This is a genomic window from Vibrio paucivorans (assembly GCF_054053395.1).
Genome location: NZ_CM133230.1, coordinates 1681419 through 1696482 on the forward strand (window position 1 = coordinate 1681419; position 15064 = coordinate 1696482).

The 15064-nt window shown below is 43.4% G+C and carries 12 protein-coding genes; all 12 read left to right on the forward strand.

Annotation, left to right across the window (positions count from 1 at the left end; all coding sequences use genetic code 11):
- Positions 1 to 3 precede the first annotated feature (3 nt).
- The 12 genes from tssB to tssJ all read left to right on the forward strand — a co-directional run bounded on the left by tssB (position 4) and on the right by tssJ (position 15045).
- Positions 4 to 507 carry a type VI secretion system contractile sheath small subunit gene (tssB, locus tag ACXABW_RS07805; protein ID WP_252027217.1) on the forward strand — a complete coding sequence of 168 codons (504 nt, stop codon included), beginning with the start codon at positions 4 to 6 and terminating at the stop codon, positions 505 to 507.
- On the forward strand, positions 507 to 1985 hold the full coding sequence (tssC, locus tag ACXABW_RS07810; protein WP_252027218.1) for a type VI secretion system contractile sheath large subunit: 1479 nt from the start codon (positions 507 to 509) through the stop codon (positions 1983 to 1985). Before tssB ends, tssC begins: the two co-directional genes overlap by 1 nt.
- A 35-nt stretch (positions 1986 to 2020) precedes the next feature.
- Positions 2021 to 3415, forward strand: a complete 1395-nt coding sequence (locus ACXABW_RS07815) for a type VI secretion system contractile sheath domain-containing protein (protein WP_457521998.1) — start codon at positions 2021 to 2023, stop codon at positions 3413 to 3415.
- Positions 3415 to 3834: a type VI secretion system baseplate subunit TssE gene (gene tssE / locus ACXABW_RS07820; RefSeq protein WP_252027220.1), complete on the forward strand. Its 420-nt coding sequence runs from the start codon at positions 3415 to 3417 to the stop codon at positions 3832 to 3834. The genes ACXABW_RS07815 and tssE overlap by 1 nt, the downstream gene beginning before the upstream one ends.
- Positions 3827 to 5578: a type VI secretion system baseplate subunit TssF gene (gene tssF, locus ACXABW_RS07825; protein WP_457522000.1), complete on the forward strand. Its 1752-nt coding sequence runs from the start codon at positions 3827 to 3829 to the stop codon at positions 5576 to 5578. The genes tssE and tssF overlap by 8 nt, the downstream gene beginning before the upstream one ends.
- A gap of 91 nt (positions 5579 to 5669) precedes the next feature.
- A complete protein-coding gene (locus ACXABW_RS07830; RefSeq protein ID WP_457522002.1) occupies positions 5670 to 6599 on the forward strand; it encodes a type VI secretion system baseplate subunit TssG in 930 nt (309 codons plus the stop codon).
- Between the two features lie 85 nt (positions 6600 to 6684).
- Positions 6685 to 9300, forward strand: a complete 2616-nt coding sequence (gene tssH, locus ACXABW_RS07835; RefSeq protein ID WP_457522004.1) for a type VI secretion system ATPase TssH — start codon at positions 6685 to 6687, stop codon at positions 9298 to 9300.
- A 20-nt stretch (positions 9301 to 9320) separates the two neighbouring features.
- Positions 9321 to 11864, forward strand: a complete 2544-nt coding sequence (locus tag ACXABW_RS07840; RefSeq protein ID WP_457524977.1) for an MFS transporter — start codon at positions 9321 to 9323, stop codon at positions 11862 to 11864.
- The gene (locus tag ACXABW_RS07845) at positions 11861 to 12850 is read left to right on the forward strand and encodes an ABC transporter substrate binding protein (protein WP_457522006.1); all 990 of its coding nucleotides are present in this window, start codon (positions 11861 to 11863) and stop codon (positions 12848 to 12850) included. Before ACXABW_RS07840 ends, ACXABW_RS07845 begins: the two co-directional genes overlap by 4 nt.
- A complete protein-coding gene (locus tag ACXABW_RS07850) occupies positions 12850 to 13590 on the forward strand; it encodes a type 2 periplasmic-binding domain-containing protein (protein WP_390903514.1) in 741 nt (246 codons plus the stop codon). The genes ACXABW_RS07845 and ACXABW_RS07850 overlap by 1 nt, the downstream gene beginning before the upstream one ends.
- A 22-nt stretch (positions 13591 to 13612) precedes the next feature.
- Positions 13613 to 14563: a type VI secretion system-associated FHA domain protein gene (locus tag ACXABW_RS07855; RefSeq protein WP_252027226.1), complete on the forward strand. Its 951-nt coding sequence runs from the start codon at positions 13613 to 13615 to the stop codon at positions 14561 to 14563.
- Complete coding sequence (gene tssJ / locus ACXABW_RS07860; protein ID WP_252027227.1) at positions 14563 to 15045, forward strand: type VI secretion system lipoprotein TssJ; 483 nt, start codon at positions 14563 to 14565, stop codon at positions 15043 to 15045. Before ACXABW_RS07855 ends, tssJ begins: the two co-directional genes overlap by 1 nt.
- Positions 15046 to 15064 lie beyond the last annotated feature (19 nt).

The following is a 15064-nucleotide window of genomic DNA, read 5'->3' on the forward strand; positions in this document are numbered from 1 at the left end:
ACTGTGGCACTGAATTCCCAACATAAACGCGTAAGTAAAAACCGCGTAAGCATTACCTACGACGTCGAAACAAATGGCGCAGTAGAAACTAAGGAACTCCCATTTGTTGTGGGTGTGATTGGTGACTACTCCGGTCATAAACAAGACAAAGAAGATATTGAAGATCGCACGTTTTACAACGTAGACAAAGATAACTTCGACACGGTAATGAAGCGTGTTGGCCCTGAGCTATCGCTCAAGGTTGACAATGTTCTCGCTGACGACGACAGCCAATTTGAAGCTAGTCTGAAATTCGATTCGATGAAGGACTTCGAGCCTGAAGCCATCATCGATCAAGTAGAACCACTTAAAAAATTAGTTGAAACACGCAATCAGCTAAAAGTGCTTCTATCAAAAGCAGACCGTTCTCGTGACCTAGAAAAACTACTCAAAGAAGTCCTACAAAGTGCAGATACCATTAATGCTTTGTCTGATGAGCTTGGGATTAAGAACGAAGGAGCTGAGTAATGAGTGCAGAAACCGAAAATCAAGCGCAACCCGAAGCAGCAGAGGGTGCCCTGAGTTTCCTTGACCGTGCCATTGAAGCAACAACTCAAACCCCTGCTGACACTACAAAAGAGTTGTTTTCCGTCTTAGCTGAACAAGCTTTGTCAGGAACGGTGACTTGGGACAAAAACTTAACTAAAACAATTGAAAATGCTATTTCAGAGATCGACAAAAAACTTTCTAGTCAGCTCTCTGAAGTCATGCAGCAAAAAGACTTCCAAAAATTGGAAGGTTCTTGGCGCGGTATTCAAAAGTTGGTTAAAGAAAGTGAGCTTGGCCGTGACCTTAAGATTAAAATGGTCGACTTCACGCAAGATGAGTTGCTAGAACAATTTGAAGATGCTCCAGCAATCGATCGCAGCCCATTATTCAACGCGGTATACCAAGGTGAATACGGTACTGCGGGTGGTGAACCATACGGTACTTTCATTGGTGACTACGAGTTTAGTGCTAAAGATGAAGACGTTGCCCTACTTCGTTACATGGGTGAAGTTGCTGCCGCTTGTCACGCGCCATTTGTGGCAGCTGCAAATGCTGAAATGTTCGAGTTCAATGACTTCACGACCTTTGATGAAGGTAAACCAGTAGCGGCAGGCTTTGATTCTCCAGCTTACGCTGCATGGAACTCTTTCCGTGAAAGTGACGATGCACGCTATGTCACACTGACTCTACCAAGAACACTAGCTCGCCTACCATACGGTGCAAAAGGTTTGGGTACGGAAGTCTTCGACTACGAAGAGCTTGGTACAGATATGGATGGTAACCCTAAGCCCACCAGTAATGATCAACTAGTATGGTCAAACGCAGCTTACGATCTAGGTCTGAAAATGACTCAAGCCTATACCGCTTCTGGTTGGTGTACATCCATTCGAGGTTTAGACAATGGTGGTAAGGTTGAGAATCTACCTAACCTAACATACAAGTCTGAAGCAGGTGATTTACTTCAACAGTGTCCAACTGAAGTTAACCTAACCGACGAGCGTGAAAAAGAGCTAAGCGATCTTGGTTTCCTACCTCTAGTTCACTACAAAAACTCCAACTACGGTGTATTTATCGGCGGTCAAACGACGCAAAAACCGAAAACATACACAGACCCAGACGCTACAGCAAATGCTGCCATTTCTGCTCGTCTGCCATACATCATGGCAAGTAGCCGTATTGCGCACTACTTGAAAGTTATGGGCCGTGACAAGTTAGGTTCAAACCTTGAAGCTCCAGATATCCAAAGAGAACTACAACTTTGGATCGACCAATACACCAATGCTGGCGCGATTGGCAATGAGCAACGTGCGAAAACTCCTCTATGTGAGTCTCGTATTGAAGTAGTAGAACAACCAGGTCGCCCTGGTTCTTACTCTGCTGTTGCACACCTAAGACCTTGGCTACAACTGGAAGAACTGACTACGTCTGTTCGAATGGTTGCTAAGATCCCAGGTTAATGAGATTGGCCGGAGCAATCCGGCCTTTAATTTGTATGAAGTTAAATACAGATTGGCAAACCGCATTCAACCAACTAGACAGTAAAGACAACGCCTTTTTGAAAGAAGCGTTATCTTTATTTTCTGAATTGGACTCGAGCGCGCTTATAAATAAGCAACGATTGATCACGAGTATCGCACAATTGATTGCGGCTCTAGATAAACAGCTTTCAAGTCAACTTGATGAAGTACTACACCACCAAGATTTTCAATTACTCGAAAGAAATTGGCGTAGCCTTAAAAACTTGTCTGCGCTACCAATAAACTACAACCGCACTAAGCTCAAAATGTTGGACATGTCTTGGGCAGAGCTGTCGACAGATCTGAACCAAGCTTACAGCACTAAATCGAGCGACCTGTTTAACAAAATTGGTAACCGAGAACTCAACACTCTCGGTGGCCAACCTTTTGGCTGTATCGCGTTTACTCACTCGATAAGCATGGATATTGATTTCGACTCTGAGTACGACGATCTGTTCACTCTAGAGCTGCTTTCCAAGCTGGGCGAAGCTACGTTATGCCCAATGCTACTCTCTCCAGCGATAAACTTCTTTGCTAACTCCGGTGCAGATTGGCTTTCAGATATCGGACGTATTGAAAAAATACTTTCTGGCCCGGATTATCAGGCATGGCGTGATCTGCGGGATAAGGCGAGTTCTCGGTTCCTTGGTTTGGTCATGCCTCAAGTTCAGCTAAGAGCACCCTATTCAAATAGAAAGTCTGGATTTGTGTATAACGAGGAAGGTCAAGGGCTATGGGGAAATGCTGTTTTCCCTTTTGTATCTACAATCATGCGTGAACACCATAGAGTTAACTGGTTCGGTTTCTTGAAGTCACGTTGGAATGATAAGTACCAAGGTGCATTAGTGAATACACCACCAACGCATCGCACAACCCCTAGTTACTCTGAACCTATTGTCGATGTGGCTTTGTTTGGGCAAATTTCTACATTTTATGCTCAAAGTGGGTTTATCCCATTAACTCGAAGTCCTTTAACCAACAAATACTACTTTAACGGTAATAATTCTGCCTGGCAGCACGGTTCAGGGGACAATGAGAAAGTACTCACTCAAATTCAAACAAGTTTGATGTCTTGCCGTATTGCCCACTATTTAAAGGTTCAAGTCCGAGAAATGATTGGTAGTTTCAGCACAGCAGCTGAATGTGAGTTGTTTCTGACCCAATGGATAGAAAAATTCTCTAGTAACGTGTCATTTGCGAACGAAGAAACTCTCGCTCGTTACCCGCTGAGCTTCGCCAAGGTCAGCGTGCATGAGTCAACACACCAGCCGGGAAGTTACTCTTGTACGTTACGTATCGTTCCACAATATCAATACGATCATTTTAGCGGCGAAGTTGTGCTTACAACCGAAGTTGATGAGGTCGCGTAATGAGCTTTTGGAATACTTTTTTGTCTCCGAACACGGTTAAAGACAACCACATAGACGACATTAAATATCATCTGACCAAGTTGTTTGAAGCAGAAGCATCTTTGGTCGAGATCGACAACCGTTTAGGCGAAGTAAATCGCTCCAACTTTAGGTTTGGGATCGAAGATATTCAGTTATTGAGCGCTAGCCTCGACCAAACTCAACTAGCCAGACGCATCGAATCTTGGATTCAAAACTTTGAGCCGCGCTTGAGTAATGTATCGGTCGAGTTAATCGAGCGAAAAGAAGGCGAAAACGCCCTTTCATTCAATATCATCGCGAAAACAAAAACAGAGTATGGGGACCAAGAGCTCGTATTCGATTCGAAGATTGCACTCAATGATTTAAGCACTTCATTGGATGAGGATAGTTATGACTGATCCCCTATTACGTTATTTTGAACAAGAGCTAGCATTTGTACGCCGCTCACTTGGGCAATTCGGCTCAGACTATCCTACTCACGCGGAAAGCCTGAACATTCACCAAGGAAAAGTTGAAGACCCAAGCATGGCACGCTTGCTCGATGGTGTGGCTCTGCTCAACGCAAACCTAGAGAAACAGCTTTCCGATCAACTACCTGAAGTGGTTGAAGGGCTTTTAGATGTGTTGTACCCATCGTACGTACAAACCGTCCCAAGCGTGGCCTACCTTCACCTCAATGACGACGAACCAATTACTGAAGCAGTTTCCTTACCAAAAGGGAGTCAGTTTGTCGGTTTAGCCAAAGGTGAAGAATGTATTTTCACAACGGTTGATAAAATAGAAGTATCACCATTTAGCATTGTTGATATTCAGGCTCTAAGCGCTCCTTTTAGCTTCAATAGACCGCAGAATGCGGCACGCACTTCTGCGGTGATTCAAATCTCTTTGTCGACGGGTGATCCTGAAGTGTTTTTTAGTCAGCTAGACATTGGTGACTTCGACTTTTTTGTTCAGGGTTTTGAAAACAGTGCTGATTCATTGGTCGAGCTACTTTTGAGTAATGTTTCAGCGATATCTCTATCCGATTCAACGTGTGAGAGTCATAGAGCTATTGAGAGCAACAACCTTAAAAATCGAATCAGTGATTTGGAGTTCAAGTTTTTACCCCAACACGGTAATCAGTTTTCAGGGTATCAATTACTTAACGAATACTTCTTCTTCAAAGAAAAACGACAGTTCTTCCGCTTAAAACGATTTGGAGACTTTGCTAAACAGTTTTCCGAGTCTGAAATTATCGTCAATTTGTTTATGGATTCATTGCCATCTGAGTTCGTTCGACTGTTCGATAAAGGAGTATTCAAACTTAATGTAGTGCCCGCTGTTAACTTGTTTGAACAGACTGGCGAACCCATTAACTATGACAATCGTAAACTGAGCGCTCCAATCAATGCTGACGCCCACAGTGATTCGACCATCAATGTCGTTGAAGTTAAAGAAGTCTATGAAATTACATCACAAGGTGAAAAAAAACTAACACCCTTGTTCAGAGACAAGTACGGTCAAGGCTCTTCAACTGATTATTGGCAATGCAAACGTGACCATGGCGATACACTGCAACTCTCCGTTAGCTTGTCTGATCCCAATAACATCGATTTTAACAAGTTATATGGAACTCGGTTACTGTGTACCAATGGTAAACAAGCCTGTGCAGCCGAAGGTGAATTTGAATGTATTGAAAGCATAGACTTACCTGCGGCTTTTTCGGCTATCTATCCGCCCTCTGCTCCTATTGAGCGTGAAAGAGATCAACACATGCACTGGCAGTTTGTCGGGCTATTAAACTGTAATTTTTCGTCCTTATTGCAATCTCCAGAACCAGAAAATGAACTAAAGCAAATGTTGGCACTGTGCAGCCGAAGCCAAGTATCGTCATCGGAAATTCAAATGATTCGTTCCGTCAACTTTCGTTCTCAAGTATCTGCAATTCGAATTATGGGTAAAAACGTATTTTCCCCAGGTACCGAGATAGAAATTACGCTTGATGCGAAAGGCGCTTACCACGTGTTTAGTGACGTACTGAATCGTTTCTTCCAACAATTTTGTAGCTTTGACCGCTATGTTCGCTTAAGTGTTCGAGTATACGGGCGCGATGGCATCGCCAAGCAGTACCCGAAGGTTCACGGGAGTCAGCTATGTCTTTAAATCTTGAAGTGTTTATAAACCTAGATGAGCTTGTAAATCTAGATAAGTTTGTACACCAATGCCCTAGCGTCCAATTAGAGGAGAATCATTAATGAGCTTCATTCATGATATGTCTTCTCAGCCAGAGAAATACGATTTCGTTCAGGCGATGCGTTTGTTGAACTCGCTAGTGAAAGCGAACCCTCGTCATGTAAAAGTTGAGCTTAAAGCAGAGGTAATGCCTACCGGTGCACCCAATGAGATTCAGTACTTTTCGTTTAAAAACAGTAAAGCCAAGATCCGCCTAGCGAAACAAGCTCTTTCTGGCGTCAAAGGAGTGATTCCAAACTACATTTATGAAGAGTTACTCATCGCCCTTCACAAAGAAGATCATGCGCTGAAAGATTTCCTAGATGTGTTTAATCAACGTCATTTCGAGTTGGTGAATAAAGCCGACAGCCAACGTTGGTTACTGCTAGAAAATGAACTTTCCCCAGAAAAAACTCGCTTATTGAACCAGCTATCGGCGTTAAAAAGTAGCCATGGTCGATACTTTCAATACTCCATGTTGCTTGGCCACAAAACACGCCATATTGGCACATTAAAACAGATGCTGAACGACTATTTTCCTTACCGGATTGATGTTGAGTGTAATCCAAGTGAAAAACGTCAGTTGCCGACCGATTCGCTAACTCGCCTTGGGAACAACGAAGAGTACAACTGCCGTATTGGGCAAGGTTTTTTGCTTGGCAAACACTGTGAGGCTCAATTCAATCATATTTCGATTTACATCGTACCAAGCAGCCGTACTCAGTTCACGCAAGCACAGCAAGATGAACAACTCGGTCGCGAGGTACTCCAACTTGCCGAACATTTTATTCGAGATAACACCCCTATCTCGATTTATCTAAGTGTGAAACAAACTTACCTAAACCAACCTGTACTGTCATCAGACTCGAAACAGGCAGCAAGGCTTGGTGAAGTAGATTGTCTTTCTCCAGAAAGAAAACCAAATGAAATCGTTAGAATCCTGATCAACTAACATCAACACAAGAATGCTTAAAACCGTTCGATACAACCAGTATTAGCTACGCTGTTCTGCTTACTGAGATACAAGGAAATTTAGTATGACTCAAGTAACACTCACCAACCTCGTTGGTAAGCTCGCTCCCGAGCTAAAACAAGCCTTAGAAGTCTCTGCCGGTGCAGCCATGAACCAAGGTGTGCCTGCGATTGAAGTTGAACATTGGCTGTTACAGCTCATCTCTCAAAGTGATGCAAAGCTGCAAGCCCTGTTCGACTCGCAGAAGATAACGCAAGACACGGTCGTAAACGAGCTAACGACCAAGATATCGCGTCTACCAAAAGGAAGTGAAGGTCAACCAACACTCAGCCACTCTCTCACAGAGCTAGTTAAAGATGCTTGGATGATCGCTTCGGTAAACTATGGGCACGGCGAAATTGTCAGCTTGCACCTTGTTCAAGCTCTTATTCAACAAAACGTCATGGGCGTCAATACGTTACAGCTTGATAGCTTAAAGCCGGTATCTTTGGAATCACTGCAAGGTTTAATCTCGAAGACGCCAATCGCTCGCGCCAAATCTTCTTCCTCTCAAGCTGGCGGATCTGTTGATACCACACCATCGGGTAATGATGCTCTAAGCAAGTACACGATCAATCTTACTCAGCAGGCATTAGACGGAAAGATAGACCCTATTTCCGGTCGTAATGCAGAAGTACGCAAGGCTATCGATATCTTGTGCCGTAAGCGTCAAAACAACCCTATCATGGTCGGTGAACCGGGCGTTGGTAAAACCGCAGTGGTTGAAGGTTTAGCACTTCGAATCGCTGCTAATGAAGTCCCTGGTGCGTTGCAAGGTGTGCAAATTCACTCTTTGGATTTAGGCTTACTGCAAGCCGGTGCCAGTGTTAAAGGCGAATTCGAGAATCGCCTTAAAGACGTCATCAATGAAGTGAAAAACTCTGAAGAACCTATCATTGTATTCATTGATGAGGCACACACTCTCATCGGTGCGGGCGGCGCAGCTGGTCAAAATGACGCGGCTAACCTACTTAAACCTGCACTAGCGCGTGGTGAGTTCAAAACCATTGCAGCGACTACGTGGGCTGAGTACAAAAAATACTTCGAAAAAGATCCTGCACTAACACGCCGCTTCCAAGTCGTCACAATTGAAGAACCAAACGCAGAAGATGCGATGCAGATGTTGCGTGGTATTGCTGCTTCTCTTCAAAATCATCATGGCGCTTTCATTGCCGAATCTGCTATCGAAGCAGCCGTTAACCTCTCTATTCGCTATCTGCCAAGCCGACAGCTACCTGATAAAGCCATCAGCCTTCTCGATACAGCCAGTGCGCGTATCGCCCTGACTCAAGGAGCGAAACCAGAAGTCATAGAGACGTTAGAGCAAAAGATCCGCTATCAAGAGAATGAAAAAGTGGCGCTAGAAAAAGAAGAGGCACTTTTCTCTAATAGCGCAGAAGAGATTGAAGAGCTCACTGAGGAAATTAAAGCAAATAAACTCCGACTCGAGCAGTACCAGACTAAATGGGAACAAGAAGTTGAGTTGGTCGACCAAATTAAGGTCGTCCAAGAAGAAATCACTCAGCAACAAGAGCAAGATGCGGTCGAAGAAGCGAAGCAAACTCAGCTTACTGATCTGAGAAACAAGCTTTCTGATCTGCAAGGCGAGGACCCACTGGTACATGCAATGGTAGACGACAATACCATTGCTCAAATCATCGCTAACTGGACAGGTATTCCAGTTGGAAACATGATGAGCGACGAAATAGCGAAGCTACTCACCCTAGAGGAAGAGTTGGATAAACGAGTCATTGGACAGAATGTTGCCAAACAAGAGCTCGCGAAAGCAATTCGAATCTCGCGCGCGGGTTTGACCGACAGCCGTAAGCCTATCGGTGTTTTCTTAATGTGTGGTCCAAGTGGTGTTGGTAAAACTGAAACCGCAATGGCGCTTGCTGAGCAGCTTTACGGAGGAAGCAACGACCTTACTATCATCAACATGACTGAGTTCAAAGAGGAACATAAGATCTCTATGTTGTTGGGCTCTCCTGCTGGATATGTTGGTTTTGGTGAAGGTGGTGTGCTTACTGAAGCCATTAGACGCAATCCATACTCAGTACTTCTCCTAGATGAGATGGAAAAAGCGCACCCTGGTGTGCATGACTTGTTCTACCAAATCTTTGATAAAGGGCATATCAAAGACAGTGAAGGCAGAACTGTCGATTTCAAAAATACCATCATCATCATGACGTCAAATGCCGCCGACCAAGCTATCTGTGATGCCTGTGCCGACTCGGATGAGCGTATGGAGAACGAAGAGCTTCTCGAAGCTATTCGTCCAGACTTACAGCATTATTTCAAGCCCGCTTTCTTAGGCCGTACAACTATAGTTCCTTACTACCCACTTAATGATGAAGAGCTGTCTAAAATCACAGAGATTTCTCTCAACAGAATTAAGAAAAAACTTGCCGAACAATATCAAGCAAGCTTTACGTGGGATGAAGGCTTCGTTCAATTTGTCGTGGGCAGAAACACCGACCCAACCACTGGCGGCCGTGCTGTAGAGCAAATCATTAATCGCTCACTGATGCCAAAACTTGCCGAAGAGTGTATTGGTCGATTAAGCCGACAAGAGCCAATCACACAAGTACGCGTAACAGCAGAAGATTCTGCACTTGGCTTTGCTTTAGAAATTGAATAGGTAATAAGAAAATGAGCAAGATGGACCTTGTTAACAACGACAAACGCAAATTTAGCTTCAGCTTAAGAGCAAAGCTATCGTTTGCCATTTTGTCTGTCTTGCTCTTTTCAATAAGTCTAAATACGGTACTCAACTACCTTAACTTTGAGAAGCGTATCGTTCAAACATCAGATTCAATCTACGACATTGTATTGGAGGAAACTGAAAACGATATCAATCAAGCTATTAGCCTTGGTTTACCTTTATCTGCGATCAGTAACATTCAAGCGTTGCTTGATAGGCGTATAAGTCTGGCACCTGGCATAACGTCAATTTCCGTTGAAGCCGCAAATGGCGCTGTACTATTTCAAGCTACGACACAAGAAAGCGAGTCCGACCGTGAACTCACCTCTACGATTACCAACACCTTTGGGGTTGTTGAAGGAAGACTAAAACTCCACTACTCAATTGATCAATTAGAAAAACAGACCGCTTTCATATTGAACATGCAGCTGTTTTACGCGTTGTTTTCGGTATTGGTAGCGTCTATTTGCGGATTTATTTTTCTTAAAGTGTTACTAGCGGGTATATCGAATCGCGTTAAAAAAGCCGACTCGATTCTAGCAAGCTGTGAAAACGTCACAGTAGAAACGCTGCAAGATGCTCACCGAGCATTATCGTTCAGTCAAAGTAAAAGCAAATGGAATCAAAAAAGAGAGAAACACTTCCCTTTGTTTGTGATTGTCCTGGCGATAGTACTGACTATCTCAGCCAATGTGGCATCGTCGTACTTATCTCTTAACAAATTTTCGCAGCTTTACGAACTTAAACTTGAACAGAAATCGAATTTAATTGGAGACGCGCTGACAACAATGGTCGATAGACTTTTGTCTCAGGGAGTACCCATTGATCGCCTTCAAGGCCTAGAAGAAGAATTCGCATTTTACACCGAGGGACATGAAGAAATCACCGCAATTGCCTTGAGCAACGAGGATGCACATCTGTATCACTACCCAGAAACGACTGGTGATCTTTCCAATGCTAGTCATATTGAAGTTGGTAGCCGTAGTCAGATCCACTTAAATATATCGACCGACGAAAACATACTGTTGAAGATGCTAAAAGAAAGCCTGATGGATATGCTCACAGTGCTGGTTGCATCATGTTTGGTGGTAAGTGAAATCATTCTCTTCATGTGTAACTTCATGATCATTTCACCGTGGCATCAAGTCAAAAAAGTCTTTATGACTATCAACAGAGACATTGTTAGCCATGTGGCTAAAGTGACCTCACGGGACGAAATTGGTCAATTACTAGAGCGGGCTAACTCGGCAATAGTAAAGCTTAACCCAGAACAAGAAACAAAGTTAATCGAGTCACAAGATTATCGATTCATTCGATTGCCGCTCTTCATGCTAGTTTTCGCCGAGGCGGCTTCTCTGGCGTTTTTTCCAAACTATGTGGCCTCACTTGAAAACTCTTATGGATGGATTCCTGAAAACTTAGTGACGAGCTTACCTATTTCTCTGTTTATGTTGTGCTGGGCACTCTCCCTGCCCTTTGCCGGATACTGGTCAGATAAAGTCGGCCGACGACACTCATTAATGGTCGGAGGCATCATCACCGGCTTGGGATTGTTTGGGACGGCAATCACTCAATCTCTAGAGATCCTACTCGTCACACGTGCCATTACCGCCGTTGGCTACGGTATCGTATTTATTTCTGCTCAAGGCTATGTTTCAGATACCACCAATGACAATAGTCGTACCAAAGGCATGGCAACCTTCTTATCTTCATTCTTTTCTGGTTCATTGTGTGGTGCTGCAATTGGCGGGATTTTAGCGGATAAACTAGGTTACTCCGCAACGTTTATATTTGCTGGCCTGCTGGCATTTGCAAGTGTTGCACTAGTATCTGTTTTCTTTGAGCGGACCAATGTAAATAACAACAGCCAACCCGTGAAGCTGTCCGATTTCAGTATACTGCTAAGCAACAAATACTTCGCGTTGATCACTATATGCAGTGCAATCCCCGCCAAAATCGTACTGACAGGTTTCCTCTATTACATATGCCCGGTTTACTTGCAGTTCTTAGGGGAAAGCAGTGCAGCCTCCGGTCGGGTCATGATGGCTTATGGTCTGGCAATCATTATTATCTCTCCTATCAGTGCCATTCTGGTTGATAAGTTTAATAACAAGATCGCGTTCATCTTTATTGGCGGCCTGATCTCAGCCCTTGCGTTGCTTAATATCTATTTTGTCCAAGGAACGTTGGGAATACTGATGATCGTAATCTTTATTGGTATTGCACATGGTGTATGTGTCTCACCACAAATACCCTTGGTCATTGAGCTTTTATCTAGTCAGGGAATCAACCGTGGCAAAGTCATCGGTATATTCCGCCTGACGGAGCGCATTGGCAATATTGCAGGACCGATGCTCGCAGGTTTAGCTTTGAGCGTTTTCGGATACAACTTCACAATCATGTTATTCGGTGGTGCACTGTTAGCAAGCTCCCTCGCTCTGCTGCTGTTTTTCTTTACCTTTACTCGTTTAGACCAAAAAAGTTTAGAGGTGTCATCATGAAAAAGTGGCTAACTTTTATTGTTATCACCTTTGCGTGTAATTTCATGGCTCAAGCCAGTGAAGAAAAGCACGTGGTCATGTTGTTATGGCGCGGTATTACAGAAGCAGAAAAAGGTTATATGAGCTATTTGTCTGAACGAAACTCTGTAAAGTTTACTGTTCTGGATGCAAATAGAGATAAAGCGACGTTGGCTGCACATATCTCTTCGCTTGAAGAGCATCAGGCGGATGTCATATATACGTTTGGAACAACGATTACTCGTACTCTACTTGGAACGGTAGACAATCCTTCTCCCTTTAGCCTAACCAGTTCTACGCCTGTCGTATTCAGTATTGTTACCGATCCTGTAGGGTCACGAATCACAGACAGTTTAAATAGCGACCATCGTAATTTTACTGGGGTGAGTCATATTGTTCCGCACAATGTTCAATTAAAAGCAATCAGCCAATTAGCTAACGTAGATATTCTAGGCATCATTTACAATCCCCTCGAAAATAATGCGGTAATAACTGCAAACAATATTGCTGCGCTCGGCAGGAAGTTCAATATTCAAGTAAATTTGTACCCACTTGATATTGTCGATGAAAAGCCATCTGCTGGGTCGGTTGATATTATCAGTAGCAAAATGGCAGAGGATGGCGTTGATGTTGCTTATCTGCCACCGGACTCCTATATCATTGCTCAAGGTGGGGTTATCGTAGATTCTATCCATAATCAGGGAATACCAACCTTTTCTGCAACCGAGTCACCAATACGAAATTACGACGCACTGTTCGGTATAGTCAGCCGATATTACAATGTAGGACAATTTGCTGCATATAAAACTGAACAAATTTTGAATGAATCGATGAATATTAGTGATATTCCGATTGAAGCATTAAGCCAGTATTCGTATATTGTAAATATTAACGCAGCCAAACAGTTAGATTATTATCCACCCGTTTCTATTTTGAAGATTTCCGAAATTATAGGGAAGCAACAATGATGTTAGGACAGACCATAAATAAAAGACATCATGCTGTATTATTGCCTTTCCTCATACTATGGTCTGCTCACTCTTTCGCACAAAGCTCTGGCCTCTCAAGTCACGTAGGTCCAGCTCGGCTACAGCTCACCACACAAAATTGGGCGCCTTACCAAGAGTATACCGGCGGCCAAATGCACGGTATCGCGTTAGACAAAGTAAAATGTGCGCTAGGAAAAATGGGGCAACCATACCAAATCACAATGACCAGTTGGTCTGATGCTCAGCTTCGTGTCCATAGTGGCTCTCAGCACGGTTTTTTTGTGGCAACACAAACTACCGAGCGTGACGAGTACGCAACGCTTTCCGATCCAATCGCTCAACAAAAACTCAGTTGGTATTTTGGCCCTGGCGTTGAGCCGAAGATTGATGAGTTGTCAAAGGTAAACCTTAAGTTTTCTGCCAAATTTGGGTCCAATAAATGGTTTTGGCTAAAACGTAATGGTTTTAACGTAGTCAAACAGCCTCGTGATGCTAAAGTATTACTAAGGCTTTTAAAACAAAGGGAAATTGATATTGCCTTAGAAGATGAGCTTGTGTTCAAAACTGAACTTCAGCAAGCCCTGCTTCCAGCAGATTTCTTTCGTTCTGAATTACTAGATACAAAAGAGATGGGCGTTTACTTTTCTAAACGTTTTCTCAACCAATACTCAGGCTTCCTAGAAAGCTTTAATGCCGCTGTAGCACAGTGCAAAGGATAAAGATAATGCGAGGGATAAGTTAGTGGCAATCAGTGTTCATTTGATTTCTGTACCCGCTGAAGAGGTTGTTACCTCTCGTGTCGTATATCTACCGGAAAACGGTGGAGAATTTGGGCGCTCGCCATCCTGTGATATCGCCCTGCCCGATCAATCAAAACGCATTTCACGTGTACATGGTAAAATCGTTTTAAAAAACAACGCCTACTTTGTCAAAGATACCAGCAACAATGGCGTCCTGCTCAATGACAAACCGCTTGCTAAGGAAAGAGAATATCCGCTCAACGATGGTGACGTGCTCAAAATCGAAAGCTACACCATGTTAGTCAGTACATTAACCAGTACAACCAACGTTACTGAAACCAGCACAGCAACCGATGATGACCCATTCTCTGAAGGTTTCTCGCTAGATCTTAATGATGAGATGGATTTCTTAGAAGACAGTAAACCGATAGAAGTCGATAAAGAACCCGCTCAGTTTTCTAAACAGAACGTGCTTAGCGACGACCCTTTCTCTGCAGATCCGTTTGAAGACCTAGATCAAGATAAAGTCGTACCTAATATCGAGATAGACGAAGTTGAAAGTATTGATACGAATGGTAATTCCAGCAAAGAGCTAGAGTATTTACCTGTACATACTGAGCAGAACAATAGTCACATTGAAGCTTCCATCGATAAGCTTATCCACCTAACTGAAAAGAATCAGCGTTTCTTGCAGAACCCTCAGCTACAGCATGAAGCACTATTCAATGCGCTTGAGCAAACTGTGGAACAGTTTCTAAACGAGTTCGCTCCAACAAATCTAGAGAGTCAGTTTAGTGAATATGTCTCGTCAGGCATGTTTACCAGTAAAGATAAGAAATATTGGCGCATCTACCGTAAGCACTTTCAGCATCGACGCGATAACGGAGATTTCCGTCGTCAGTTTAAAGCGTTGTTTATGGAAAACATGCAGAAGCAAGGAGAAGAGCAATAATGGCTAAATGGTTTGTTGCTGTCGCGTTGTTTCTTGCAGGGTGTTCTTCAGACCCCGTGCCAGTAGTGACCAAGCATACCTTTAGTATCAAAGCCGATGCGACATTGAATACGTATCAGGGTAACCAAGCAAACCCCGTTATCGTTCGATTGTACCAACTGACAGACAAGCAAATGTTTTCTCAGTTAGCCTTTATCGATCTATATAACCAAGACATACAGTTGCTTGCCGCGAACTTAGTATCAAAACAAATTTTGCCAGCGGTGTTACCCAACTCTAATCAAACCATCGAAATTGATGTGAATAAGAATACCCAATACCTAGCTGTATTGGTCGAGTTTGCGGACTATCAAAACAGTGAAGCAAAGTCTGTAACCATGTTACCAACCGACGAAGATCAGTATGTAGAACTCTACTTGTCAGGAATTAAAGCTCAGCTCAACATCATCACGCCCGACTCTAGTTGGTGGCAGGTATTTTAATAAAAATAAACTATAGGGA

Bases quoted from the DNA above. Each gene is read 5' to 3' on its own strand.
- ACXABW_RS07840 (WP_457524977.1), top strand. From the start codon at position 9,321: ATGGACCTTGTTAACAACGACAAACGCAAATTTAGCTTCAGCTTAAGA.
- ACXABW_RS07850 (WP_390903514.1), top strand. From the start codon at position 12,850: ATGTTAGGACAGACCATAAATAAAAGACATCATGCTGTATTATTGCCT.
- tssE (WP_252027220.1), top strand. From the start codon at position 3,415: ATGAGCTTTTGGAATACTTTTTTGTCTCCGAACACGGTTAAAGACAAC.
- tssJ (WP_252027227.1), top strand. From the start codon at position 14,563: ATGGCTAAATGGTTTGTTGCTGTCGCGTTGTTTCTTGCAGGGTGTTCT.
- ACXABW_RS07830 (WP_457522002.1), top strand. From the start codon at position 5,670: ATGAGCTTCATTCATGATATGTCTTCTCAGCCAGAGAAATACGATTTC.
- tssF (WP_457522000.1), top strand. From the start codon at position 3,827: ATGACTGATCCCCTATTACGTTATTTTGAACAAGAGCTAGCATTTGTA.
- tssH (WP_457522004.1), top strand. From the start codon at position 6,685: ATGACTCAAGTAACACTCACCAACCTCGTTGGTAAGCTCGCTCCCGAG.
- tssC (WP_252027218.1), top strand. From the start codon at position 507: ATGAGTGCAGAAACCGAAAATCAAGCGCAACCCGAAGCAGCAGAGGGT.
- ACXABW_RS07815 (WP_457521998.1), top strand. From the start codon at position 2,021: ATGAAGTTAAATACAGATTGGCAAACCGCATTCAACCAACTAGACAGT.
- ACXABW_RS07845 (WP_457522006.1), top strand. From the start codon at position 11,861: ATGAAAAAGTGGCTAACTTTTATTGTTATCACCTTTGCGTGTAATTTC.